Here is a 25,103-nt window from a genome sequence, read left to right as displayed (position 1 = left end):
CGCCAACCTGAAAAGGTGTGATGGAAGAGGTCGAATGAATGAGTAACGACGGCGGCGGCGAGAGGGACGTCGATATCGAGGCATTGGCCCGCCGCTACGCCGAAGAACGCGAGAAGCGCCTGCGCGCCGATGCGGTGAGGCAATATCAGCCACTGAAGGACGGATTCGCCGCTTTCGACACCGATCCTAATGCCGCCTCTGATTTCGAGCGCGAGCCGGTGGAGCGGGAGGCCGACGTGGTCGTCATCGGCGGCGGTTTCGGCGGACTGTTGACGGCGGTGCAGTTGCGCAAGCGCGGCGTCGCGAACATCGTCATCATAGAGAAGGGCGCCGACTTCGGCGGGACCTGGTACTGGAACCGCTATCCCGGCATCCGCTGCGATGTCGAATCCTACATCTACCTGCCGCTGTTGGAAGAGACGGGTTACGTCCCGAGCGAGAAATATGCCAAGGGCGCGGAGATCCACGAGCAGTGCCGCCTGATTGCGGGGAAGTTCGAGCTCTATCGCGACGCCTTGTTCCAGACCCTCGCCGAAACGCTCACGTGGGACGAGCGCACGCGGCACTGGATCGTGACCACCAATCGCGGCGACCGAATAACGGCACGCTTCACGGTATCGGCTACGGGACTCTACAGCAGCCCCAAACTGCCCGGCATTCCGGGCATCGAAACCTTCGAGGGGCCGAGCTTTCATACCAGCCGCTGGGACTATGAAGTTACCGGCGGCGATGCAGAAGGCGAGTTGACGGGCCTGCGCGGAAAGACCGTCGGCATCATCGGCACCGGATCGACCGGCATCCAGTGCGTGCCGCCCGTGGCGCAATCGGCGGAGCATCTCTACCTGTTCCAGCGGACCCCCGCCTCGGTCGACGTGCGCGGCAACGGGCCGACCGACGTCGAATGGTTCCGCTCGCTCCCCCCCGGCTGGCAGCGCGAGCGCATGCTCAATTTCACGCAATGGACCTCGGGTCTGCCTCAGGTCGTCGACATGGTCAGCGACAGTATGACCGATCTATTCCGCGAGAAATCGACCTCGGCCGGGATCGAGATGAGCCCTGAAGAACGCGAAAAAGCCGAAATCCTGAAGATGGAGCGCGTGCGCCAGCGGATCGACGGGATCGTGGAGGACAAGGCGACGGCCGAGGCGCTCAAGCCGTACTTCCATTATTTCTGCAAGCGCCCGGGTTTCAGCGACCACTACCTGCAGGTCTTCAACCGTCCGAACGTGACCCTGGTCGATACCGCAGGCAAGGGTGTCGAACGTGTGTCTCCGCGCGGGCTCGTGGTCGAAGGGCAGGAGTACGAACTCGACTGTCTCATCTACGCAACCGGCTTCGACTTCATGACCAGCTATACGCGCGAATCGGGCCTTTCGATCACCGGCCGGGACGGCCTTTCGCTCGACGACCATTGGCAGAATGGCGCGCGCACTCTGTTCGGCATGCAGACGCGCGGTTTTCCGAACTTCTTCGTGCTCACCATCGTGCAGGCAGGGACCTCGATCAACTATCTCCACACCGCGGACGCCCAGTCGATCTACATGGCCGACCTTATCGCTCATTGCTGCGATAACGGCATAGAAACCGTCGAGCCCACGCAGGCGGCGGAGGATGAATGGGTCGATCTGTGTGTCGAGCTGTCGGCGGATCGGCACGCTTTCTTCGAGAAATGCACGCCCAGCTACTTCAACTTCGAAGGCGCCAGACCGCGGGAGGCCGAACTGAACTCGCCTTTCGGGGGCGGACCGCTCGCGTATTTCGAGTACTTGGCGAAGATGTCCGAGGAGAAGTTCGCCAATCGCCTCGAGTTCGGATGAAGCTCCGCGACGAGCATCTCGATCAAGCGCCAGAGGCCACCAAGATGCCGGCCATTGCCGGAAAGCCGGCATGCTTCCGGCCATAATCGTGACCGGCGCTGCCGCAGGCATCGGCCTGGAGACGGCAATAGCCCTGGGCGAGCAAGGGCGCACCGTCGCACTGTGCGATATCGACGGGCCAATGCTCGCGGCTGCAGCGGCTCGAGTCCGCGCCGCCGGGGGCGAGCCGGTGGTCATCGCCGGCGACCTGAGAGACGAGCATGCCATAGTCGATCTCGTACGAACGATCATGTCTCGGGGCAGTCTGGGCGGGATCGTGCACAGCGCGGGTCTGTTTCCTCAGTTGAGCTTTGCGGAAAGCGAACTGGAAGATCTCGATCACGTGATGGCCGTGAACTTCCGGGCGGCTTTCCGGCTCGCCAAGGCCGGTGTGGCTGCCATGGGATCGACGGGTGGCACACTCGTATTCCTGACCTCGGGCGCGGGCCTGCTCGAAATGGCGTCGGATCCCTTTCAGCAGCATTTCTCACTCTATGGGGCTTCGAAAGCCGCGCTCGATCGTTGGGCACTGGGTATCGCCCGCGAGCTGCTCGAGGCCAACGTCGTCGTTTCGACGATTACCCCAGGTGCGTTCGTCCGCACTTCTGGCACTGCGCGCATCGACTTGGAAGAAATGGCCGACCTTAAGGAAATTGACGCGAGCGCCGTAGGCAAAGCCGTCGCCTGGCTGGCGTCCGAACCCCGGATGCATCTTTCCGGGTGTAGGCTGAACGCCACCGAGTTCGGCGAGACCTGGGGCGAATGATCTCCCGAGCCACGGCGCCCCGTCCCGGAGGGGTCTACCGCATCAACAGACCGCCATCGACCGGAAGGACGATTCCCGTAACATAGGCTGCCTCATCGCTCGCCAGATAGACCGCGGCGTAGGCAATATCCTCGGGCTGCCCTACGCGGCCCAGTGGCACAAGGCGGGCTGCGGTTGCGACCGGATCGCTGGCGGCAGCGTCCACCCCTTCCATGCGGCCGAAAATAGGTGTCGCAATCACTCCAGGCGCGATTGCGTTTACACGCACGCCATCGCCTGCGGCAGCGCTGGCCTGCGCCGATGAACGTGCAAGCGCAATGACACCAGCCTTGCTGGCGGCGTAGGGCGCGAATACCGCCGAGCCGCGGATTCCCGTGACCGATGCGATCAGCGTGATCGATCCGCCACCTCCGCCTTCGCGGAGCAAGGGCAGCATATGCTTGATCGCAAGGAAAGCGCCATCGAGGTTGATCGCCTGTTGGCGCCGCCAGCTTTCGAGCGGCAGAGTCGTCAAGTCGCCCCCAACACCGATCCCGGCGGAGTGAACCAGCGCATCGAGACCGCCGAACATGCGCGACACCTTTGCGGCGGCGGCTGCCCAGTCCCGTTCGTTGGCCACGTCCAGCGGCAAGGCCTCGGCCATGCCTGCTTCGTCGGCCACGGCGGCCAATGCCAAACCGTCGATATCGCTGCCGATCACGCGCGCTCCGTGCGAAACCATGACCTGCGCGCAGGCCAGACCAATTCCGCTTGCTGCCCCGGTGATGAGCACGCGTTTGTTCTCAAGTCGCATGTGTTCTCCAGTTTGCGTGCTCTCGTTGGCGATCGCTCCTCGTGTTCCTGGACGTCTGATAAACCATGAGGATGGTTGAAAGGGCAGTGGAAGGAAAAGTCTGTGTTGACGGCCGCCGGCTTGCCATGGCAATCGCGCGAACGCACCGCCGCAATCAACCGCGCGATCGTGCACAAGTGCCTGAAATGCGGGTGTAGCTCAATGGTAGAGCAGCAGCTTCCCAAGCTGACGACGAGGGTTCGATTCCCTTCACCCGCTCCAGTTGGCTGCCTGTCATGGTGCCAGTGCGCTCCTTAAGCGCCGCTCCAGGCCGTTTTCCGGTATGAGTCTCCGGAGGTTGGCGCTAGTTCATCCCCTCCAAACACGGGTGGCGCCCCGGATCGCGCAATCTCAAGCGACGCGCATTTCGAGGGGTGCGGATGGCCGGTGCGTATAGGCACTTACGCGGGAACGAAGGTGCGATGGAAGAACGAGTTCGTATCTTGAATGCTTCCGAGCTGCCTCCGCAGCTCGACGAAATCGACCAGCCGATCCTGGATCAGCTTGCTGCGAGCCGGCAGGAAGCGACGCTTACGCAGCGGCTGGTACTGGTTGCGGCGTTCGCCTCGCTCGGCGGCGGAATTCTGGCGAGCACAGCCATGCCCGAGCCTGCCATCGCAGCCAGTTCGGTCAGCCCGCTGGTGCCGGACAGTCCGCTTGCATGTTGCGCACCGGTGGGGTCGCGCGGATGACTTCGTTTCAGCGCGTGCTCATGATTGGACTCGTGGCCTTCGTGTCGGCGGTGGCGGGCGTGTTTGTCGGCCAGCAGATCGTCGACAAGCCGCGGGCCAGCGAGACCGAGCTCCACGCGCAGCTGCACGAACGGCTCGACCTTACGGCCGAGCAGCGGGCGCGGCTCGAGCAAATCGAAGCGGATTTTACCGCGCGCCACCATGCCCTCGAGCAGGAAATGCGGGCGGCCAACGTACGGCTGGCGAAGGCGATGCAGGCCGAACATGGGTATGGCCCGGAAGTTACTCTGGCGATCGATCATTCGCACCAGGTGATGGGCTCGCTGCAGAAGGAAACGCTGCAACACCTCTTCGCCATGCGCGAGGTGCTCGACCCCGAGCAGGCGGAAGTGTTCGACAGCATCGTGGTCAAGGCGCTGACCGCCGATGCGCGGTGAACCCCACCCTTAACCAGCTTAGCGACCGGGACCTTGCTGAGCGGGCGAAAGGCCGCGATCAGCTCGCCTATCGGGAGTTCCTCCGCCGCTACAAGGCGCCCGTCTTCCGGCTGATCCGCAGCACCATCGGCGACGAGGCGGAAGCGCTCGATCTCACCCAGGAAACCTTCGTCGCGGCATTCCAGGCGATCGGCCGCTACGACGGCGTGCGGCCGTTCCGCGTGTGGATCGCACGGATCGCGCTCAACAAGTGCCGCGACTGGGCGCGACGGCGCAAGGTGCGTGCGTTCTTCGCCTCGGCTTTGCCGCTTGAGAGCGCGAACCATGTCGCCAGCGACACACCCTCTCCCGACCGGAACGCCGTCGACGCGGACGAGCTGTCGCGTGTGCGCTCGGCCATGGCGGCGCTGCCGGTCAAGCTGCGCGAAGCGATCGTGCTGTGCGGCGTGGAAGAGATGTCGCAGCAGGATGCCGCCGATGCGCTCGGGGTCACCGTCAAGACGGTGGAGACGCGGCTATATCGCGCGCGCCAGCGGTTGCGCGCGCTGTTGAACGAGGGCGGCTAGACGGCGAGCCTCGGGGTCAGCTCGAGATGCCGGGCAGATCGAGCCCCCGCTCCCGTGCGCAATCGATCGCGATGTCGTACCCCGCGTCTGCATGACGCATCACCCCGCTGGCGGGGTCGTTCCACAGCACGCGTTCGAGCCGCGCGGCGGCTTCGGGAGTGCCGTCGGCCACAATCACCATGCCGGCGTGCTGCGAATAGCCCATGCCGACCCCGCCGCCATGGTGGAGCGAGACCCAGGTCGCGCCGCTCGCCGTGTTGAGCAGGGCATTGAGCAGCGGCCAGTCGCTGACCGCGTCGCTGCCATCCTTCATCGCCTCTGTTTCGCGGTTGGGCGAGGCGACCGAGCCTGAATCGAGATGGTCGCGGCCGATGACGACTGGGGCTTTCAGCTCCCCACTCGCGACCATTTCGTTGAACGCGAGGCCGAGCCGGTGGCGGTCGCCGAGGCCGACCCAGCAGATGCGGGCCGGGAGACCCTGGAACTGGATCTTCTCGCGCGCCATGTCGAGCCAGTGGTGGAGGTGCGTGTCGTCGGGCAGCAGTTCCTTCACCTTGGCATCGGTCTTGTAGATGTCCTCGGGATCGCCGGACAGTGCGGCCCAGCGGAACGGTCCGATGCCGCGGCAGAAGAGCGGGCGGATATAGGCGGGGACGAAGCCGGGGAAGTCGAAGGCGTTCTCGACCCCCTCGTCCTTCGCCATCTGGCGGATGTTGTTGCCGTAGTCCGTCGTCGGCACGCCAGCCGCCTGGAAATCGAGCATCGCGCGGACATGAACCGCCATCGATGCCTTGGCCGCCTTCGCGACGCCCTCGGGATCGCTCTCGCGTTTCTCGACCCAGTCGGCGACGGTCCAGCCGATCGGCAGGTAGCCGTTCACCGGATCGTGCGCGCTCGTCTGGTCGGTCAGCAGGTCGGGACGGATCCCGTGGCGATAGAGTTCGGGGAGCACTTCCGCAGCATTGCCGAGCAGGCCGACCGACACCGGCTTCTTCTCGGCGCAACTCTTTTCGATCACCGCCATCGCTTCCTCGATCGTCTGCGCGGCGACATCGAGATAGCCGGTGCGCAGGCGCATCTCGATCCGGCTCGGCTGACATTCGATCGCGAGGCACGAGGCGCCCGCCATCACCGCCGCGAGCGGCTGTGCGCCGCCCATGCCGCCCAGGCCGGCGGTGAGCAGCCATTTGCCCGACAGGTCTCCGCCGTGGTGCTGGCGCCCCATCTCCACGAAGGTCTCGTAAGTGCCCTGTACGATGCCTTGGGTGCCGATGTAGATCCAGGAGCCTGCAGTCATCTGCCCGTACATGGCGAGACCGCGCTTATCGAGCTCACCAAAATGCTCCCACGTCGCCCAGTGGGGCACGAGGTTGCTGTTGGCGATCAGCACGCGCGGCGCATCGGGATGGGTGCGGAAGACGCCGACCGGCTTGCCCGACTGGACGAGCAGGGTCTGATCGTCCTCCAGCCGCTCCAGCGTTTCGACGATGCGGTCGAAGCTCTCCCAATCGCGCGCGGCGCGGCCGATGCCGCCATAGACAACCAGCTCCTCGGGCCGCTCGGCGACATCCGGGTGGAGATTGTTCATCAGCATCCGCAGCGGCGCTTCGGTGAGCCAGCTCTTCGCGTTCAGCTCAGGGCCGGTCGGCGCCTTGATCACGCGGCTGTTGTCGAGACGTGTCATCGTCATCCTTTCGCAAAATCGAGCGCGGCGCCGATCACCCGGCGCAGTGTCGGCTGGATCGCCGGTGCGCTGTCGAGGGGGCTGGGCCAGTTCGTTTCGTCAAGCGTCGCCGGCTCGGCCATGTAGCCGCGCATGGCGAGTTCCATCTGGATTGCATGGACCCCGTTCTCGGGGCGGCCGTAGTGGCGCGTCGTCCAGCCACCTTTGAAGCGACCGTTGACGACATGGCGTTCCCCGCTCGCGGCGCAGATCTCGGTGACGGCGCTTTCGAGCTCGGGAGCACAGGTCGCGCCCCCGTTGGTGCCGATATTGAACTGCGGCAGTTCGCCGTCGAACAGGCGTGGGACATGGCTGCGGATCGAATGGGCATCGTAGAGGACGACGCGGCCGTGCAGGGCGCGCAGGCGCTCGATCTCGGCAGAGAGTGCCGCGTGATAGGGTTCGAAGAAGGCCTGCTTGCGCCGCTCGATCTCCGCCGTATCCGGGCCGCCGCCACGGTAGAGCGAATCGCCGTCGAAAGTGGACGTCGGGCACAGCTCGGTCGTCGCCTGCCCCGGATAGAGCGAGGCGCCCGAAGGGTCGCGGTTCATGTCGATCACGCTGCGCGAGATAGTGGTCGCCACCGTCGTCGCGCCGAGATCGCGCACGAAGGCGTAAAGCTCGCTCACCCACCAGTCGGTGTCGAGCCGAGCGCGCCAGGGCGAGACGAAGGCATCGTCGAGCCCGGCCAGCCCTGTGCCGCCGTGCGGAAAGGCGACGACCAGCGGCGCGCTGCCGCGATGCACGCTAAGCCAGTCCATCAGGCGATCCCCGGCAGCGCCAGCCCCGCCGCCTCGGCCACTGCGCCGCTGCGCACCAGCGCATTCGCTGCTTCGATGTCAGGGTGGAAATGACGATCGTGGTCGAGTGTGGGCACTTGCTCCCGCAGCAGCGCGCGCACGGTCTCGAGCGTCTTCGACGAGGTCAGCCCGGCATGGAAATCGCACCCCTGCGTTGCTGCGAGCAGCTCTATGCCGATCACCGCACTAGCGTTTTCCGCCATGGCGAGCAGCCGCCGCGCCCCGTGCGCCGCCATCGACACGTGATCCTCTTGATTGGCGGAGGTGGGGATTGAATCGACGCTCGCCGGATAGGCGCGCTGCTTGTTCTCGCTGACCAGCGCCGCGGCGGTGACCTGCGGGATCATGAAGCCCGAATTGAGCCCAGGCTGCGGAGTCAGGAAAGCGGGCAGGCCCGACAACGCCGGGTCGACGAGCATGGCGATCCGCCGTTCGGCGATCGAGCCGATCTCGCACAGCGCGAGCGCAATCATGTCGGCGGCGAAGGCGACCGGCTCGGCATGGAAGTTGCCGCCCGACAGCGCCTCGTCGGCATCGGGGAAAATCAGCGGATTGTCGGAGACGCCGTTGGCCTCGATCTCCAGCGTCGTCGCGGCCTGGCGCAGCAGATCGAGCGCGGCACCCATGACCTGCGGCTGGCAACGCAGGCAATAAGGGTCCTGCACGCGCGCATCGCCTTCGAGATGGCTGGCGCGGATCGCAGACCCGGCCATCAGGCTGCGCAGCGCGGCGGCGACCTCGATCTGCCCGCGATGGCGGCGCAGCTCGTGGATGCGCGGATCGAACGGCGTGTCGGAGCCTTTGGCCGCCTCGGTCGAGAGCGCGCCGGTAACGAGCGCGGCGGTGAACAGCGTCTCCGCCTCGAACAGCCCGGCGAGTGCATTGGCGGTCGAGAACTGCGTGCCGTTGAGCAGCGCCAGGCCCTCCTTCGCCGCCAGTTCCAACGGGGCGAGCCCGGCGCGGGACAGCGCTTCGGTGGCCGGCAGGCGCTCACCCGCCAGGTCGATCTCGCCGACCCCGATCATCGCCGCGGCCATATGCGCCAGTGGCGCGAGATCCCCGCTCGCACCGACCGAGCCCTGCGCCGGGATCACCGGTGTCAGTCCCCTGACGAGCATGGCTTCGAGCAGCGCAACCGTCTCAGGCCGCACGCCCGACGCACCCTGCGCCAAGCTTGCGAGCTTGAGCGCCATCATCAGCCGCACCACCGCCACCGGCGAGGGCTCGCCAGTGCCCGCGGCATGGCTGAGAACGATATTGCGCTGGAGAGTCGCGAGATCATCGTCACCGATGCGCACGCTCGCCAGCTTCCCGAAGCCGGTGTTGATGCCGTAGACCGGCGCGCCCTTGGCGAGGATGCGGCTGACCGCCGCGGCGCTTTCGGCGATGCGCGGGGCGCAGGCGGGATCGAGCGTCGCCACTGCTCCACGGTAGATCGCGCGCCAGTCGGCCAGCGAAACCGCGCCGGGGACGAGTATCAGATCGGTCATCGACCACTCCAGATGCGGGCATGGAGCGGGTTGAACCCCATGCGATAGACAAGCTCGGCCGGATGCTCGATGTCCCAGATCGCGAGGTCGCAGCGCTTGCCCGCCTCCAGCGTGCCGATTTCATGCGAAAGACCGAGCGCGGCCGCGGCGTGGCGCGTCATGCCGAGCAGACATTCCTCGACGGTCAGGCGGAACATCGTCGCGCCCATGTTCATCGCCAGCAGCGGCGAGGTGAGCGGCGAGGTCCCCGGGTTGCAGTCCGTCGCGAGGGCGATCTTCACCCCCGCCGCGCGCAAGGCTTCGACCGGCGGCAGACGTGTCTCGCGCATGAAATAGAATGCGCCGGGAAGCAGGGTTGCGACTGTCCCCGCACGCGCCATCGCAGCGACGCCATCATCGTCGAGGTGCTCGAGATGGTCGGCGGAAAGCGCGCCGTATTGTGCCGCCAGCGCCGCGCCGTGCTGGTTCGAGAGCTGCTCTGCGTGGAGCTTCACGCGAAGCCCCACGCGCGTTGCAGCGTCGAACACACGGGCTGTTTGCTCGGTGGTGAATCCGATCCCTTCGCAGAAGGCGTCGACGGCATCGGCAAGGCCCAAGCGCGCGATTTCAGGGATCATTTCGCCCGCGACCAGTGCAATATACCCGTCCGCATCGCCGGCGTGTTCGGGCGGCAGAGCGTGAGCACCCAGGAATGTCGTGGCGACGCGTATCGCGCGCACGTCGCCCAGCCTGCGCGCGGCGCGCAGCATTCGGATTTCGGTGTCGATATCCAGGCCGTAACCCGACTTGATTTCGACCGTGGTCACGCCCTCCGCGATCATGGCGTCGAGGCGGGGGAGCGCGCTGTCGACGAGTTCGTCCTCGCTGGCGGCGCGGGTCGCCTCCATGGTGGAGACGATCCCCCCGCCTGCGCGGGCGATCTCCTCGTATGACGCGCCGGCCAGCCGCATCTCGAATTCGCGCGCGCGGTTTCCGCCGTGGACCAGGTGGGTATGGCAATCGATCAGACCGGGCGTGATCCAGCGGCCCTCGCAGTCGATCGTCTCATCGGGTTCGAACGAGGGCGCGTCCTCCTCCACCCCGGCATGAACGATCGCGCCATCGCGCGAAGCGACGAGGCCGGCGTTCACCAGTCCGAGGCCCGGCCCCGCCATCGTGGCCAGCCGTGCATTGCGCCACAACCTGTCGCATCGCATTGCCCGAGTCTCCTTCGCGGCAATAGATTGCATTGATCGCCGATAATGTATAGACATAATTGACGACTTCGAGAGGCCCGCGAATGAGCCACGACGCACCTCCTGCACGCCGGCATACGATCCATTTCAGCCGTGCCCTGCTGCCCGGCAGTTGGGCCGAGAACGTGCGCCTTGCCCTCGAGGACGGGGTTATCGCGGCGGTCGAAACCGCGGTCGGTCCGACTCCTGCTGACGAGTGCCACGCGATCGGCATTCCGGGCATGCCCAATGTCCACAGCCATGCTTTCCAGCGCAGCATGGCCGGGATGGCGGAGACACGCGGCGCGGGCGACGACAGCTTCTGGACCTGGCGCGAAATCATGTATCGCTTCGTCGACCGGATCGATGCCGAGGCGCTGCAGGCTATCGCCGCGCTCGCCTATGTCGAAATGCTGGAAACGGGTTTCGTCCGTGTGGGCGAGTTTCACTATCTCCACCACGATCCCGCCGGAGCACCCTATGCCGACCCCGCGGAGCTGACGCATGGGATCGTCGCCGCGGCTGCCGAGACCGGCATCGCCCTGACGCATTTGCCGGTGTTCTACGCCCACGGCGGGTTCGGCAGCCTTCCCGCGAATGAGGGGCAGCGCCGGTTCGTCCATGATCCCGAGAGCTTCGCGCGCCTGCTCGAAGCAGCGCGGGAAGCGGTGACCGTGCTCCCCGACGCGCTCGTCGGCATCGCGCCTCACAGCCTGCGCGCAGTCACCGCGGAAGAGCTGCGGCTGCTGCAGGAAATGGCCGGCAATGCGCCCGTCCATATCCATATCGCAGAGCAGGTGCGGGAGGTGGAGGATTGCCTGGCGTGGAGCGGTCGGCGTCCCGTCGAATGGCTGCTCGACAACGCGGAGGTCGACGGGCGCTGGTGCCTCGTCCACGCGACGCATATGGACGCGGCGGAGGTGACGGCCCTGGCAGCCACCGGTGCCGTCGCGGGCCTGTGCCCGGTGACCGAGGCCAATCTGGGCGACGGCCTGTTTCCTGCTCCGGCTTTCCTGGGCGCTGGAGGGCGGATCGGTATCGGGTCCGATTCGAACGTGCTGATCGATATGGCGGAGGAGCTTCGCTGGCTCGAATATGGCCAGCGCCTGGTTGCGCGCTCGCGCAATGTCGTCGCGCCGGGCGCCAACCGCTCCACCGGGCAGACGTTGTTCGATGCAGCGCTGGCAGGCGGTGCACAGGCGCTGGGCGCCCCCGCCGGGCTCGCGCCCGGGAACACGGCCGACTTCGTCAGCCTCGATGCGGATCACCCTTCCCTCGCCGATCGGCCTGCCGCGTCGATCCTCGACGGGTTCCTGTTCGCCTCCGGTCGGGGTGCCGTGGATTGCGTGTGGCGGCGCGGCGACAAGCGCGTCAGCGGCGGCCGGCATGTCGCGCGCGACGCGGTCGTGGCCCGCTACCGCAGGGCGATCGGGGCGCTGATCGCGTGAACCTGCCCCTGCACGAGAAGATCCGCAGCGAGATCGAGGCGGACATCCTGACCGGCGTACGTACTCCGGGCTCGCGGTTGCCGACCGAACACGATCTGATGCAGCAATACGGCTGCTCGCGGATGACGGTGAGCAAGGCGCTCTCGGCGCTTGCCGGCGGAGGGCTGATCGAGCGGCGCAAGCGCGCCGGATCGTTCGTCGCCCGCCCGAAGGCCCATTCGATGATGCTCGATATTCCCGATCTGGAGCAGGAGATCGTACAGCGGGGCCAGCGCTACCGCTTCGAACTGTCCGAGCGGACGATCGTGCCGCCGGGCACGCCACAGGCGCGCGAGGCCGGGCTGGCGGAAGAAGGCGAGCTGCTGATGATCGCCGGCGTTCATCTTGCCGATGACGTACCGCTCGCCTGCGAATTGCGGCTGGTCAGCCTTGCAGCGGTGCCGGAGATGGCCGCGCAGCCGTTCGATGACGATTCCCCTGGTGCGTGGCTTCTGAAGCATGTTCCCTGGACCGAGGCGGAAACGCGGATCGCCTCGGTAGCCGCCAGCACAGGCGTTGCCGCGCAGTTGAAGCTCTCCGTCGGAGCGCCCTGTCTCTTCGTCGAGCGGCGCACCTGGCGGGGCAGCGAAGGCATCACCCAGGTGCGCCAGCATTTCGTCGGCTCCGCCTACAGCCTCGTCGCCAGGTTCGGCCCCGCGAAGCGCGCGCCGGGCTCCTGAGCCGTGCGCAGTTTGCCTGATGGGCTGAGGGCAAATCGGCGCGCCTGCGTATGAACGACAGGGCATGGCATCCACTTCACTCCCGGAGTTCAATTCATGACGTCGACGATCGACCGCCGATCACTGCTGCGCGCGGGCGCAATGGGTGCCGCGGGGCTTGGCTGGTCTGGCCTGTTCCCTGCCTGGGCGCAGACCGGCTCGCCCGGACTGCGCCCGCAGATGCCGACCCTCTCCGGTGAGGATATCCGTCTCACCGTAGGGCACAGCCCGTTCACCGTGGGAGGCCGCAACGGTCACGCCATCACTCTGAACGGCGTGCTGCCCGCCCCTCTCATCCGGCTGCGCGAAGGGCAGAATGTCCGGATCCACGTCGAGAACACGCTCGACGAGGATACGTCGATCCACTGGCACGGCCTCATTCTGCCGTTTCACATGGACGGCGTGCCGGGCATCAGCTTCCCGGGGATCCTTCCCAAGACGACGTTCACTTACGAGTTTCCGATCGTCCAGAACGGCACCTACTGGTACCACAGCCACTCCGGATTGCAGGAGCAGAGCGGTCACTACGGGCCGCTCGTGATCGATCCTGCCGATAGCGACCCGGTCGCCTATGACCGCGAGCACGTGATCGTCCTGTCGGACTGGACGTTCCTGCATCCGCACGAGCTGTTCGGAAAGCTCAAGCAGCAGGGCGGCTATTTCAATCGCCAGCGGCAGACGCTGGCCGGATTGATCGGCGGCGAGGACGAGCTCGCGCATACGATGCCGCTCGAGGAACGCATGATGTGGGGCAAGATGCGGATGGACCCCGCCGATATCGCCGACGTTACCGGTGCGACCTATACCTTTCTTGTCAACGGCCACGGGGCAGCGGAGAACTGGACCGGCCTGTTCCGTCCCGGCGAACGCGTGCGACTGCGCTTCATCAACGCATCCGCGATGACCATCTTCAACATTCGCATCCCGGGCCTGCCGATGACGATCGTCAGTGCGGACGGGCAGAACGTGCAGCCGGTGGAGACCGACGAGTTCCAGATCTCGGTCGCCGAGACCTACGACGCGATCGTCACCCCGACGGAGGACAGGGCCTTCACGTTGGTCGCGGAATCGATCGACCGCTCGGGCATGGGGCGTGCGACACTGGCGCCGCGCATGGGCATGCAGGCGCCGGTTCCGCCCCTCCGCCGCAAGCCGGTTCTGGGCATGAAGGACATGGGCATGGGGGGAATGGACCATGGCTCGATGCCGGGCATGGACCATGGCTCCGGCTCGATGAATCACGGCATGCGCGACAAGTCGCTTGTACCTGACGATGTCGATGTCGACGTCGGCGTCGGCGTCGACATGATCGCGCCGATGCCGGTCGATCGCACAGGCGACCGGCCGCTGGGTCTCGAAGACGAGCCTCACCGCGTCCTCACTTATCACGATCTCGCCCCGCTGAGGCCTTTCCACGACAAGCGCCAGCCGACACGCAGCGTCGACATCCATCTGACCGGCAACATGGAACGCTTCATGTGGTCGTTCGACGGCAAGAAGCTTAACGAAGGCGCCGAGCCGATCCGCTTCGCGCGGAACGAACGCGTCCGGGTCAATCTCATCAACAACAGCATGATGAGTCACCCGATCCATATCCACGGTCACTTTTTCGAGCTGGTGACCGGCATGCCGGCCGGTAACCCGGTCAAGCACACGGTGAACGTCATGCCCGGCGGCAAGGCGAGCTTCGATCTCACCGCCGATGCGCCGGGTGACTGGGCGTTCCACTGCCACCTCCTCTACCACATGCACGCCGGCATGATGAACGTGGTGAAGGTCCGGCCGATGGACGACGAAGGAGAGAAAGCATGAAGCGTTCGCTCCTTCTCGTGGCCGCCTCCATGTTCGCGTGGACCTCTCCCGCGGCCGCCCAGGAGACGGGCCATGGGGCCGAGCATGCTCCGCCGGCATCGCCCGCGACGCCCGGCAGCAGTTGCACCCCAGAGCATGCCGCGATGGGCCACTGCACGCTTCAAAGCACACCGAGCGCGGACCCGCGCGCTGGTCATGCCGCCCCGGAACATCAGCCGTCCGGCGCTGAGAGCAGCGCTCCGGACTGCACGCCGGAGCATGCGGCGATGGGACATTGCACGCCCCGGGCCAGCCCGGCGTCCGATCCGCATGCCGGGCACAAGGCGCCCGAACCCTCGGCCGATCCCCACGCCGGCCATGCGATGCCCGGGATGGCGGCATCCGATGCGCCACCTGTCGCGCCGCCGCCACCTGAGGCATTCTCAGGCCCGGAACACGCCGCCGCGACGATCTTCGATCCCGAGCTGTTCGAACGAAAGCGACAGGCGAGGCTGATCGAGGAGCATGGCGGCTACGTCACTGCGATGTTCCTTGCCGACCAGCTCGAATACCGCGCCCGCGACGGAAGCGACGGCTACGCATGGGATGTCCAGGCATGGCATGGCGGCGACTACGACAAGCTCTGGCTCAAGAGCGAGGGCGAAGGTGTGTTCGGCGAGAGTCCTGAAGAGGTCGAGGTGCAGGCCCTCTACAGTCGCGCCATCGACCCGTGGTTCAATCTCCAGGCGGGTGTCCGCCACGACTTTCGGCCCGATCCCGAGCGGACGCACCTGGTGCTCGGCATTGAGGGCCTGGCCCCGTACTGGTTCGAGATCGGCGGATCGCTGTTCCTTTCGGACAAGGGCGAACTCGCCGCCCGCTTCGAGGCCGAGTACGACCAGCGCATCACCCGGAAGTTGATCCTTCAGCCGGCGGTGGAACTGGATATTTCGGCCGAGGACGTGCCGGAACTCGGCATCGGCTCCGGTCTCTCGACCGCGGAGATGGGGCTACGCCTGCGCTACGAATTCGTACCCGAGTTCGCGCCCTACATCGGCGTCGAATACGAACGAGCGTTCGGCGACACCGCGGATTTCAGACGATCCGACGGGGAGGGCATCGGCGGTTGGAGCGTGCTGCTCGGCATCCGAAGCTGGTTCTAGGCTAACCGGCGGGACAAACCGCGGCGCGCCGATCAATTCGCTGGCGGATCGCGCCACCCGCCGCCCAGCGCCTTGAACAGTGCCACCGCAGCCTGCGCGCGCTCGCGCCGGGCATCGGTGGCAGCCCGCGCCTGGTTGAGCATTGCGCGGCGGCTTTGCGCCAGCATGAGGCGGTCCGTCTCGCCTGACGCGGCGCGTAGCCTTGCAAGCGCCAGTGCGCTCTCCTGACGTTCCAGCGCGGCGGCTTGGGCAGTCGCCGCCGCCTGGGCGGTGGCGAAGCGATTGAGCGCCGTTTCGCTGTCGGCGAGGGCGGTCAGCACGGCCTTCTCGTAAACCGCCGCGGCGGCTTCCGCCCGCGCGTCGGCGGCGCGGATGCGGGCGCGGATCGTGCCGCCTGCAAAGATCGGCCAGGACAGGCTGGGGCCCACCTGCAAACGCGTCGCTCCGCCCGTGAACAGGTCGTCCACGCTCCGTGCCTGCTGGCCGATGCTGCCGAGCAGCGAGAAGCGGGGGAACAAGTCGGCGGTCGCGACGCCGATGTCGGCAGTGGCGGCCGCGAGGCGGCGTTCGGCCGTGCGGACGTCCGGCCGGCGGGTCAGCAGGTCCGAGCGGATACCGGCGGCAATGACGTCCGGACCGGCGGGCAGGGGTGCGGGCTGGGAAAGCAGCGGCGCCATGTCCTCCGGCTGGGCGCCGACGAGCACCGCGATGCGATAGGCGGCAGCCGTCGCCTGCGCACGCGCCGTCGCGACCGCTGCCTCGCTTGCCTGCGCTGCCGCGGCCGTACGGTCGAGCGCGTCGCGCGGGTCTTCGCCTGCCTCGACCCGCAGCCGGGTCAGGCGTTCGGCCTCGGCATCGGTCTCTGCGAGGGTCTGCAGGGTAGCGGCATCGGCCTGCGCCGCGCGCAGATCGAGATAGTTGCGCGCGACTTCGGCGGCGAGCGTCAGCATGACCTCGCGCCGTCTGGCGAGCGCAGCGTCCGCGCGCGCCTCGGCCGCCTGCACCTCGCGCGTGCGGCGGCCCCACAGGTCGATTTCCCAACTCGCGTCGAAGCCGAGGTCGAACAGCGGGAAATCGCGCTCGAAGCCCGGGATCTGGCCGACCGGCAACTGGCCTTCCTCGCTCAGGACGTTCTCGGTGGCTGAGCCGGTGGCGTTAACGCTTGGCAAGCGCCCGCCCGCCGCCGCGTCGCGGTTGGCGCGAGCTTCGGCGAGCCGCGCGGTCGCTTCGGCGAGATCGGGGCCATCAGCGAAGGCGCGCTCGATCAGCGCGGTGAGCTGCGGATCGCCGAACCCGCGCCACCATTCCAGATCCACTTCGCCGGGAACGCCGCCTTCGACCCATTCGGGCGCGACCGCGGTCTGCGGTGGGGCGTAGTCGGGGCCGACGGTGCATCCGGCGAGGAGAAGCGCGGCGAGAGGGAGAATACGAGCGGTCACGAACATCACTCCATGCGGGCGCGGAACAGCCAGGCCGATGCGGCCAGAGTCGCGCAGGCGATCACGACGAGCGGCCAGAGCTGCTCGAACACTTGCGCAGCAGGCATCGCCTTGAGGAACAGGCCCTGGACGAGGATCAGGAAATAGCGCGCCGGATCGGCATAAGTGACGATCTGGAGCCAGCCCGGCATGTTGTCGATCGGCGCGGCGTAGCCCGACAGCAGGATCAGCGGCACGGTTGCGAGGAACGATCCGAGGAACGCCTGCTGCTGGGTCGCTGAGGCGGCCGACACCAGCATGCCGACGCCGATCAGCGCGAGCAGATAGACCGACAGCGCGAGGAAGAAGAGCAGGTATGAGCCGGTGAAGGGCACGCCGAACACCAGCGGCGCGATCACCAGATAGAGCGACCCGTTGAACATGCCGACCAGGAACGGCGGCACCATCTTGCCGATCAGGATCTCGTGGACGCGCAAGGGCGAGACCATGAGCTGATCGAACGTTCCAAGCTCTCGTTCGCGCGCCACGCTCTGCGATGTGATGGCGATACCCGCCACCGCGACTATGATCGCGACCAGCGATGGCAGCGTGAACCAGATGTAGTCGAGGCTGGGGTTGTACCAGTTGGTCACGACCGAGCCGGCCGTAGCGGCCTCCGCCGCCCGGCGCGGCAGCAGTTCGGCTCCGTAGCTGCCGGCAATGGCGCTGAGATAGCCGGACACGATCTGAGCCGCGTTCGAACGCCGCCCGTCCAGCACCACGCCGACCGTGGCGGGTTCGCCGCGTGTGACCCGGGCATCGAAATCAGAGTCGAAGACAAGGGCTGCGATCACCTCCTGCCCGTCGATTGCCTGCTCGAGCTCGTCGGTGGAGGACAGGCGGCGGATGTCGCGGAAATTGGGGCTGCCTGCGACCCGCGCCATGAACTCCGCCGCATGGACCCCGCCGGAACGGTCGAGCACCGCGACGTCGACGTTCTTCACGTCCAGGGTGGTCGCATAGGAGAAGATGAAGAGCTGCAGCAGCGGCGGAACCACCAGCACGATGCGCGACTTCGGATCGCGCAGCAGCGCCCACATCTCCTTGACGATCATGGCGGACAGGCGGCGCATCAGTCGAGGCTCCGCTTCGTCACCCGGAAGGAGAGGAAGAAGAACAGCGCGCCGAAGCCCAGCATGATCGCAATATCGGGCAGGATCAGGCCCCACAGATCGCCGGCCAGAAACACCGTCTGCAGGGGCGGGATCAGATAACGCGCTGGCACGATGTAGGTCAGCGCCTGGATCGGCCAGGGCATCGAGGCGATCTCGTAGAGAAAGCCGGAGAGGAGGAAGGTCGGCAGAAAGGCGGTGAGCAGTGCGATCTGGCTGGCGACGAACTGGTTCTTGGTCGCCGCCGAGATGAACAGGCCGAGGCCCAGCGCGGGCATGAGGAAAGCTGCGGCGATGGCGGCGAGCGCGAAGGGCGATCCGCGAAACGGCACGCCAAACACGAACACCGCGATCAGCGTGCACAGCGTCATCGATCCGATGCCGAGCAGGAAGTAGGGCACGACCTTGCTGGCGATGAATTCCGCCATTCGCATCGGCGTCGCCATCATCGCTTCCATCGTGCCGCGCTCCCATTCGCGCGCGACGACTAGCGCGGTCAGCAGCGTGCCGATCATCGTCATCACGATGGCGATCGAGCCGGGGACGAGGAAATAGCGGCTCTGGAGGCCCGGATTGTACCAGTAGCGGGGCGACAGGGAGATCGGTGGCGCAGTGGCGCCGCGGCCCGTCTCCGCCGCCATCCACGCCGCCCGTACCCCTTCGCCATAGGCGGCGGCGAAGTTGGCGGTGTTGGGCTGCGATCCGTCGGTCACGATCTGGATCGGAGGCGGCGTGCCCGCGACCATGCCTTCGCCGAAGCCCTGCGGGATGACGATGATGGCGCGCGCGGTCCCGTCGATCAGCGTATCCCGCACCTGGGCCACGCTACGCGCCGGGATCACCTCGAAATAGTCCGAATGGGCATAGGCGCTGGCGAGGTCGAGCGCCTGCGCGGAACTGTCCTCCACCACCAGCGCGATCCGCGTGCGGGACGAATCGAGCGATACCGCGTAGCCGAACAGGAACAGCAGGATCAGCGGCAGCAGGAAGGCGATCAGGAAAGTGGAGGGATCGCGCATGATCTGCGCGAATTCCTTGATCGACAGGGCGATCAGCCGGCGGCGATTGAAGTTCGCACTCATGCCGCCGCCTCCAGCTCGCGCGCACGGTCGCTGTCCTCGATCAGGGCGATGAAGGCATCCTCCATCGTCGGGTCGGCTGTGTCGGAGAGTTCCGCCGCCCTGGCCTTCAGTGCGTCGGGCGTGCCGCTGGCGATCTGCTCCGCGCGATAGATCAGCGTGACCTCGTCGCAGTACTCGGCCTCGTCCATGAAGTGCGTGGTGACGAGCACGGTCACGCCCTTCTCGACGAGACCATTGATGTGCGTCCAGAACTCGCGCCGCGTCACCGGGTCGACGCCCGAGGTTGGCTCGTCGAGGAACAGCACCGGCGGCTCGTGCATGACCGCGCAAGCGAGGGCGAGGCGCTGCTTGAAGCCGAGCGGGAGCGTGCCGGCGTTGACGTTCATCCGCTCGCCGAGCTCGAAGATCTCTGCCATCGCCTCGATCGCGTGCGCGCCTTCCTGCCGGTCAAGTCCATAGGCGCCGGCGAAGAAGTCGAGGTTCTGCCGCACCGACAGATCGCCGTAGAGGGAGAACTTCTGGGCCATGTAACCGAGCGAGGCGCGCGCGTCGGCGGCCGCGCGCCGCAGGTCGTTCCCGGCCACGGCGCCCGTCCCTTCGCTGGGCGTCAGCAGGCCGCACAGCATCTTGAACGTGGTCGACTTGCCCGCGCCGTTGGGGCCGAGCAGGCCGAAGATCTGCCCGCGCGGGATCGAGAAGTTCATGTCGCGCGCCGCGGTGAAATCCCCGAAGCGGCGGGTCAGTCCGTTCGCCTCGATCATCGGCGTGTCGCTGGGTGGGATCTCGCGATAGCGTTCGGCCAGCGCGCTCGTGCCGCGGGGTCCGCCGCCGAGCCGTTCGATGAAGCCGTCCTCGAAGCGCGGGCTGGCCGGCTCGATCCGGGTGTCCGGCCCCGCGTCGAGCATGACGGCATCAGGCACCTCGCGGCCGTCGCGGATCAGAAGACGCACCGAGCGGCCCTGGATGGTCCCGTCGATGACGTCCTCGCGGTCGAGCGCCTCGGTCAGGAACCGCCGCCGCCGGGCCTCGAACCCGCTCACCCGGATCACGCGATCGGCGACCGCGCCGGTGAGGTCGCCTGGCGGGCCTTCGAACAGCAACTTGCCTTCGCTCAGCAGATAGACGGTGTCGCACTTCTCGGCCTCGTCGAGATAGGCGGTCGACCACAACACGCCGATGCCTTCGCCGGTGAGCTCGCCGACCATAGCCCACAATTCGCGGCGCGAGATCGGGTCCACGCCGACGCCCGGCTCGTCGAGCAAGAGCAGCTTGGGGGTCTTCACCAGCGCGCAGGCGAGGCCGAGCTTCTGCTTCATGCCGCCCGAGAGCTTGCCTGCGAGGCGAGCCTGGAACCGCTTGAGATCGGTGAAATCCAGCAGCCGATCGAACACCGCCTGCCGCTCGCCGCGCGGCAGACCGCGCAGTTCGGCGTAGAGCGTCAAGTTCTCGGCAACCGTCAGATCCTCGTAGAGACCGAAGCGCTGCGGCATGTAGCCGAGATCGTCGAGCGCGGCCCCCGGCGGCCCGCCGAGCATCGAGATCTCGCCCTCGTCGGCCTTCATCAGCCCGGCGAGGATGCGGATCAGCGTGGTCTTGCCCGCGCCATCGGGGCCGACCAGGCCGGTGATCCGGCCCGGCGCGACGTCGATCGCTACGCCATCGAGCGCCGTCACGCCCTCGAAGCGCTTGACCACCCCCTTCGCGCTGGCGACGGCGGCGCTCACCGGATCAGTCCTCCGCGGCGGCGGGTGTGGGGATGGTCACCGTCACCGGCTGGCCCTGGCGCAGCGCGTCGTCCGGGTCCTCGACATTGATGCGCAGGCGGTAGACGAGGTCGGTGCGCAAGTCCTCGGTCTCGACCGACTTGGGCGTGAACTCGCTGCGGGGCGAGATGTAGCCGATCGTCCCGTGATAGGCCTTCGGATTGCCGTCGGCCTTGATGGTCACGCGCATGCCCGGCCGCACACGGCTGAGGTCCGGCTCGCCGACATAGGCGCGGACGCGCAAGGGCCGATCGATGGACAGCGTGAGCACGGTCTCGCCCGGCTGGACGATGGCGCCGGGTTCGCGTGCGCGGGTAACGACGGTGCCATCGACCGAGGCGGTCAGAATACCATCGCCTCGATCGATGGAAGCGCTCTGGCGCGCGGCCCGAGCGGCGGCGACCTGGGCGCCGGCGGCCCGGATGTCCTCCGCACGGGCGCCATCCTGTGCGAGCGAGAGCGCCTGGCGTGCCTCGGCTACCTGGGCTCGTGCCCGGTCGCGGGCGGCGACGGTCTGGGCCCATACCGCCGCGCTGATCGCGCCGGGCTCGACGAGCGGCTGGCGCCGCGCGTAATCGCGTTCGGCGTTGACGAGAGCGGCCTGCGCCGCGGCGAGTTGCGCGCGGGTCTGGGCGACCTCCTGCGGCCTGCTGCCGTTTGTCAGGCGGGCAAGCTCGGCCTCGGCCCGGGCGACGTCGGCATCGGCGCGTGCGATCTGCGCGTCGAGGCTGGCGGTGTCGAGCGTCGCGAGTTGCTGGCCGCGTTTGACCTTCGCCCCTTCCTCGACTGCGATGTTGTCGATCCGGCCCGGGACCCGGAACGCCATATCGACCTCGCGCACGTCGACATTGCCGTAGAGCGTCAGCGGATCATCCCGATCGCTTCCCAGCAGGCCGAACCCGCGGGTCACGATCGCTACGATGACGAGGGCGAGGAGTACTGCAATGGCAATGAGGCGGCGGCGGTTCATGTAGGTTCCTCCCGCAGGATGGCGAGCAGATTGCTGCGCAGACGGGCCCGAAGCAGGGCGGCGACATCGTCGTCGATCGTCTCCACGCCGATGACGCGGCAGACGGTGGCGCGGCCCGCGCGCAGGATCATCGTCTGGCCGAACATCACGACGGCGGTCGCGCGTGCCTCGCGTTCCGACAGATCGGACCGGGCGAGGCGCAGCCACTCCACCACTTGTTCGGACATGCGGCGCATCACCCCGCCGTAAAGCCGCTCGAACGCCTCGGTCGGCTCCTGCTGTTCGCGCAGGATGAAGCGGGCCCAGGGCGCCGATTCCGCGCAGAGCATCATCAGCGCGAAGCTGTCGAAGAGGCCCAGCAGCGCGGCGATGGCCCCTTCGCGCGAGCCGTCGGCCAGTTCCCGCATCCGTTCCACGGTGGGCGCCTGCATTTCCGCGATGCGCTGCGCGATATGGTCCGCGGCAGCCAGATAGAGCCCGTGCTTGCTGCCGAAGTGGTAGGTGATCGAGGACATCGTCGTTCCGGCAGCCGCAGCGATCGCCCGGGTGCTCGCCCCCTCGAAGCCCTTGCGGCCGAACTGATCGATAGCGGCTTCGAGAATCGAGGGCATGGCCATGCGCCCTTCTCTAGTTCGTTCGAACGAACAAGAAAAGTGCGAACATCCCGGAAAGGTATTTTAAGGTGGGTTGAATGGACTATCGCGCCTGGGCTGTGCGGCGGTATTGACGCGGGGTCATGCCGAAGCGCTCGTGGAACCGGGCGCTGAAGTGTGAGGGGCTGGAGAAGCCCAGGCCGTAGGCGATCTCGGACAGCGATGCGCCGGAGGTGGCGATCCGGCGCGCGGCGAGATGGAGGCGGTAGACCCGTGCGTAGTCGGTGAAGTTCATCCCGAAGACCCGCTTGAAACGGCGGGAGAAATAGGCTGGCGACAGGTTGCACGAGGCGGCGGCGTTCTCGAGCGAGATCGCTGCGGAGGGATCCCGCCTGAGTTGCTCCACCGCGGGCAGCAGTCGCTCGACCTGCGTCGCATCGCTGGTCGCCTCGCTGCCGGCAACCTCCGGGGCTGCGGCGATCTGGCAGAGCAAGAGTTCGACGATGCGCCCGATCAGCGGATCGAACGGATCAGTGCCGGCCACATCGATCAGCCAGTCGCCCAGAACGTCGATGCGGCGGCGTGCGGTGGCGTCCGGCATGGCGCAGAAGGGCCGGTTCAACCGCGACAGCGACGGCTGATGCGCGAGATTCTCGACGATGTACGGATCGATCTGGATCAGCGCCCAGTCCTTCCGGCCCGGCGCGAGCGCGAAGTCGTGGTGGCGCATCGAGGGGGAGAAGGCCACTGCGCCGTCGCTCAGCGGATGCTGCCTGCCGTCGGCGATGAAAGCGCCCTCCACACGGCCGAACAGCACCAGTTCGCTGACGTCGTGAAAATGGAGGAATTGCCCCGACGCGGGCGCATCGACGGCCGAGACGACGCGCTCGGCGATCACGCTCGCACCGAGCGGAAGCTCGACCGGCTCGCAGATGGGGCGGAGAGTCATGAGGGCAACAGGGTGATAGTTTTTCCCGTTGTGCGCAAGGCCCTGCTGATGTTGACGTTATCGCGAGAGGGTCAAATGCTCGATATCCAGTGCCGGCGGACACCGTCATTCTATTTTCTGCTGACGCTTCCCGCCACTGCAATGGGCTTTGCCCTGTCGGTGCAGATCTCGGTGCTGAGCTGGATCCTTGCGACGCGGTACGGCCTCGACATTCACGAGATCGGTCTCGTCTGGGCGGCGGGCCCGATGGCGGGCATCATCGGACAGGTTGCCATCGGGCTGATCAGCGACCGGCTGTGGATCTGGAACGGGCGGCGGCGGTTCTTCATCATAGTCGGCGGCGTGCTCGCGGCGCTGATGATCCTCGCGCTTCCGGCCATGGGACTGATTTCCACTGCGCTGGGACTGGAGAGCGTGATGGGCGTCGCGATCGCCGTTGCGCTGGCGCTCGACCTCGCGGTCAACGTCGGCTTCAATCCGACGCGCTCGATCATCGCCGACGTGACCGAAGGCGGCGCCGAGCGCTCGCGCGGCTATAGCTGGATGCAGACGGTGTCGGGCAGTTTCAGCCTGCTCGCCTATGCGATCGGTGCGCTTCTCGGGAACATTGCGCTGATCTACTTCGCGGTGGGGCTTGTCCTGCTCTTCTCCGTCGTTCCCGCCCTACTCATAGAGGAGCCGAAACCCGAAGATGCGAGCGATGGCCCGGCTGCACTTCGGGATGGCGTCACGTTCCTCAGTGCGATGCTGATGCTGTCGCCGCTATGGGCGATCGCGATCTACGACATCTACGCCATGGTCGTACGGTTGGCGGGGACGATGCCCGCCGGCTACGGCGCCGAGATTGCCTGTGCGGCGGCGACGGCTCTGCTCATCGGCCACGCGCTGCTGTCCCGGTCCGACGGGAGCACGATGCCCGAGTTCCGCAAGGTTCTCGCCGCGCATTCGTTGAGCTGGATCGGTATCCAGTCGCTCTTCATCTACCTCGTATCGTTTTTGCAGTACCGGATGCCTTCGCTGGATACGGATGGGCTGGGGCGGACGGCCGCGCTCGCTTTCCTTGCCCTCAACGCCGTGGCGGCGCTTGCGCCTGCGCTGCTGCTTGCTCCGCTCGCCCGCCGGTTCCGCCGTACGCATGTCCATGCTGGCGCCCTGGCGCTGATGGCAGGGGCGTTCCTCGCGGCGTGGATGTTCGTTCGGGCGGAGCCACTGCTCTACGCACTGATGGCGGTTGCCGGTATCGGCTGGGGCGCGATGGTGAGCCTGCCTTTCGCGATCATGTCGGAGCGCGTCGACGGACGCCGCATGGGTCTATTCATGGGGCTGTTCAACCTATCGGTCGTTCTACCGCAGCTCGTCGCGAGCTTCGGCGTGGGTGCTTTCATGAGCCGGGTCGAGGACAAGGGAGCGCTATTCCTGATTGGCGCGGCCACGATCGGCCTGTCTGCGGTTGCATGGCTGTTCCTTCGCCCAAGACAGGCGGAGAACGAGGGTGGAATAGAGCCACGCAAGAACGGTACTGCACCAGATGGCGATATTCCCGCTCCGGCCATATAGAGCAAAATCACGATAGTTTATCCACTCGGTAGCAACAGTGTGGCCGGCTGACGGTGCACCACA

22 protein-coding genes and 1 tRNA gene are annotated in these 25,103 nt (G+C 66.7%); 11 read left to right on the top strand and 12 right to left on the bottom strand.

The window, feature by feature from the left end; genetic code table 11:
• Positions 1-38 precede the first annotated feature (38 nt).
• Both D2V04_RS14765 and D2V04_RS14760 read left to right on the top strand, forming a co-directional pair.
• Positions 39-1,817: a flavin-containing monooxygenase gene (locus D2V04_RS14765; protein ID WP_119514484.1), complete on the top strand. Its 1,779-nt coding sequence runs from the start codon at positions 39-41 to the stop codon at positions 1,815-1,817.
• 88 nt (positions 1,818-1,905) lie between these two features.
• Entirely contained in the window at positions 1,906-2,622 is a 717-nt protein-coding gene (locus D2V04_RS14760) for an SDR family NAD(P)-dependent oxidoreductase (RefSeq protein ID WP_182849773.1), read from the top strand.
• Between the two features lie 34 nt (positions 2,623-2,656).
• Here the strand turns inward: D2V04_RS14760 and D2V04_RS14755 are convergent, their stop codons facing one another.
• On the bottom strand, positions 2,657-3,415 hold the full coding sequence (locus tag D2V04_RS14755) for an SDR family NAD(P)-dependent oxidoreductase (RefSeq protein ID WP_119514482.1): 759 nt from the start codon (positions 3,413-3,415) through the stop codon (positions 2,657-2,659).
• A 187-nt stretch (positions 3,416-3,602) separates the two neighbouring features.
• On the opposite strand from D2V04_RS14755, the gene D2V04_RS14750 reads away from it, so the two are divergent.
• From D2V04_RS14750 to D2V04_RS14735, 4 genes are all read left to right on the top strand, one after another.
• A tRNA-Gly gene (locus D2V04_RS14750) sits at positions 3,603-3,676 on the top strand.
• A 221-nt stretch (positions 3,677-3,897) separates the two neighbouring features.
• The gene (locus tag D2V04_RS14745) at positions 3,898-4,146 is read left to right on the top strand and encodes a hypothetical protein (RefSeq protein ID WP_147391833.1); all 249 of its coding nucleotides are present in this window, start codon (positions 3,898-3,900) and stop codon (positions 4,144-4,146) included.
• Entirely contained in the window at positions 4,143-4,583 is a 441-nt protein-coding gene (locus D2V04_RS14740; protein ID WP_119514480.1) for a periplasmic heavy metal sensor, read from the top strand. Before D2V04_RS14745 ends, D2V04_RS14740 begins: the two co-directional genes overlap by 4 nt.
• Positions 4,580-5,149, top strand: coding sequence for an RNA polymerase sigma factor (locus D2V04_RS14735; protein WP_119514479.1), 570 nt, complete (start codon positions 4,580-4,582; stop codon positions 5,147-5,149). Before D2V04_RS14740 ends, D2V04_RS14735 begins: the two co-directional genes overlap by 4 nt.
• Before the next feature lie 16 nt (positions 5,150-5,165).
• On the opposite strand, the gene hutU is transcribed toward D2V04_RS14735, so the two are convergent.
• Genes hutU through hutI form a run of 4 tightly spaced genes read right to left on the bottom strand, consistent with a single transcriptional unit; the run spans position 5,166 to position 10,358 of the window.
• Positions 5,166-6,833 (bottom strand): urocanate hydratase, encoded by a 1,668-nt coding sequence (hutU, locus tag D2V04_RS14730; protein WP_119514478.1) that lies wholly within the window; start codon positions 6,831-6,833, stop codon positions 5,166-5,168.
• Positions 6,834-6,835: 2 nt separating this feature from the next.
• Positions 6,836-7,633, bottom strand: a complete 798-nt coding sequence (gene hutG, locus D2V04_RS14725) for an N-formylglutamate deformylase (RefSeq protein WP_119514477.1) — start codon at positions 7,631-7,633, stop codon at positions 6,836-6,838.
• Complete coding sequence (gene hutH, locus D2V04_RS14720) at positions 7,633-9,162, bottom strand: histidine ammonia-lyase (RefSeq protein ID WP_119514476.1); 1,530 nt, start codon at positions 9,160-9,162, stop codon at positions 7,633-7,635. Before hutH ends, hutG begins: the two co-directional genes overlap by 1 nt.
• Positions 9,159-10,358: an imidazolonepropionase gene (gene hutI / locus D2V04_RS14715; RefSeq protein WP_119514475.1), complete on the bottom strand. Its 1,200-nt coding sequence runs from the start codon at positions 10,356-10,358 to the stop codon at positions 9,159-9,161. Before hutI ends, hutH begins: the two co-directional genes overlap by 4 nt.
• Positions 10,359-10,441: 83 nt before the next feature.
• Between hutI and D2V04_RS14710 the strand changes: the two genes are divergently transcribed.
• The 4 genes from D2V04_RS14710 (at position 10,442) to D2V04_RS14695 (ending at position 15,536) form a co-directional block, all read left to right on the top strand.
• Entirely contained in the window at positions 10,442-11,824 is a 1,383-nt protein-coding gene (locus tag D2V04_RS14710; protein WP_119514474.1) for a formimidoylglutamate deiminase, read from the top strand.
• The gene (gene hutC / locus D2V04_RS14705; RefSeq protein ID WP_119514473.1) at positions 11,821-12,543 is read left to right on the top strand and encodes a histidine utilization repressor; all 723 of its coding nucleotides are present in this window, start codon (positions 11,821-11,823) and stop codon (positions 12,541-12,543) included. Before D2V04_RS14710 ends, hutC begins: the two co-directional genes overlap by 4 nt.
• A gap of 96 nt (positions 12,544-12,639) precedes the next feature.
• Positions 12,640-14,394 (top strand): copper resistance system multicopper oxidase, encoded by a 1,755-nt coding sequence (locus D2V04_RS14700; protein ID WP_119514472.1) that lies wholly within the window; start codon positions 12,640-12,642, stop codon positions 14,392-14,394.
• Positions 14,391-15,536, top strand: a complete 1,146-nt coding sequence (locus D2V04_RS14695; protein WP_119514471.1) for a copper resistance protein B — start codon at positions 14,391-14,393, stop codon at positions 15,534-15,536. Before D2V04_RS14700 ends, D2V04_RS14695 begins: the two co-directional genes overlap by 4 nt.
• A gap of 32 nt (positions 15,537-15,568) precedes the next feature.
• Here D2V04_RS14695 and D2V04_RS14690 read toward each other — a convergent pair whose 3' ends face one another.
• The 7 genes from D2V04_RS14690 to D2V04_RS14660 form a co-directional block, all read right to left on the bottom strand.
• Positions 15,569-16,975, bottom strand: a complete 1,407-nt coding sequence (locus D2V04_RS14690; RefSeq protein ID WP_407672120.1) for an efflux transporter outer membrane subunit — start codon at positions 16,973-16,975, stop codon at positions 15,569-15,571.
• A gap of 5 nt (positions 16,976-16,980) precedes the next feature.
• Complete coding sequence (locus D2V04_RS14685) at positions 16,981-18,087, bottom strand: ABC transporter permease (protein ID WP_119514469.1); 1,107 nt, start codon at positions 18,085-18,087, stop codon at positions 16,981-16,983.
• The gene (locus tag D2V04_RS14680; RefSeq protein ID WP_119514468.1) at positions 18,087-19,208 is read right to left on the bottom strand and encodes an ABC transporter permease; all 1,122 of its coding nucleotides are present in this window, start codon (positions 19,206-19,208) and stop codon (positions 18,087-18,089) included. The genes D2V04_RS14685 and D2V04_RS14680 overlap by 1 nt, the downstream gene beginning before the upstream one ends.
• Positions 19,205-20,932, bottom strand: coding sequence for an ATP-binding cassette domain-containing protein (locus D2V04_RS14675; protein WP_119514467.1), 1,728 nt, complete (start codon positions 20,930-20,932; stop codon positions 19,205-19,207). Before D2V04_RS14675 ends, D2V04_RS14680 begins: the two co-directional genes overlap by 4 nt.
• 4 nt (positions 20,933-20,936) lie before the next feature.
• Positions 20,937-21,941 carry an HlyD family efflux transporter periplasmic adaptor subunit gene (locus D2V04_RS14670; RefSeq protein ID WP_119514466.1) on the bottom strand — a complete coding sequence of 335 codons (1,005 nt, stop codon included), beginning with the start codon at positions 21,939-21,941 and terminating at the stop codon, positions 20,937-20,939.
• Entirely contained in the window at positions 21,938-22,558 is a 621-nt protein-coding gene (locus D2V04_RS14665) for a CerR family C-terminal domain-containing protein (RefSeq protein ID WP_119514465.1), read from the bottom strand. Before D2V04_RS14665 ends, D2V04_RS14670 begins: the two co-directional genes overlap by 4 nt.
• A 79-nt stretch (positions 22,559-22,637) precedes the next feature.
• On the bottom strand, positions 22,638-23,483 hold the full coding sequence (locus D2V04_RS14660) for a helix-turn-helix transcriptional regulator (RefSeq protein WP_119514464.1): 846 nt from the start codon (positions 23,481-23,483) through the stop codon (positions 22,638-22,640).
• A 75-nt stretch (positions 23,484-23,558) separates the two neighbouring features.
• Here D2V04_RS14660 and D2V04_RS14655 point away from each other — a divergent pair, with 75 nt between their 5' ends.
• The gene (locus D2V04_RS14655; RefSeq protein ID WP_182849772.1) at positions 23,559-25,040 is read left to right on the top strand and encodes an MFS transporter; all 1,482 of its coding nucleotides are present in this window, start codon (positions 23,559-23,561) and stop codon (positions 25,038-25,040) included.
• The last annotated feature ends 63 nt before the right edge of the window (positions 25,041-25,103 follow it).

This window comes from Pelagerythrobacter aerophilus, from assembly GCF_003581645.1.
Lineage (GTDB): Bacteria > Pseudomonadota > Alphaproteobacteria > Sphingomonadales > Sphingomonadaceae > Pelagerythrobacter > Pelagerythrobacter aerophilus.
The sequence above is the reverse complement of the archived record's forward strand: the minus strand, read 5'-3'. Positions and strand labels throughout refer to the sequence as shown.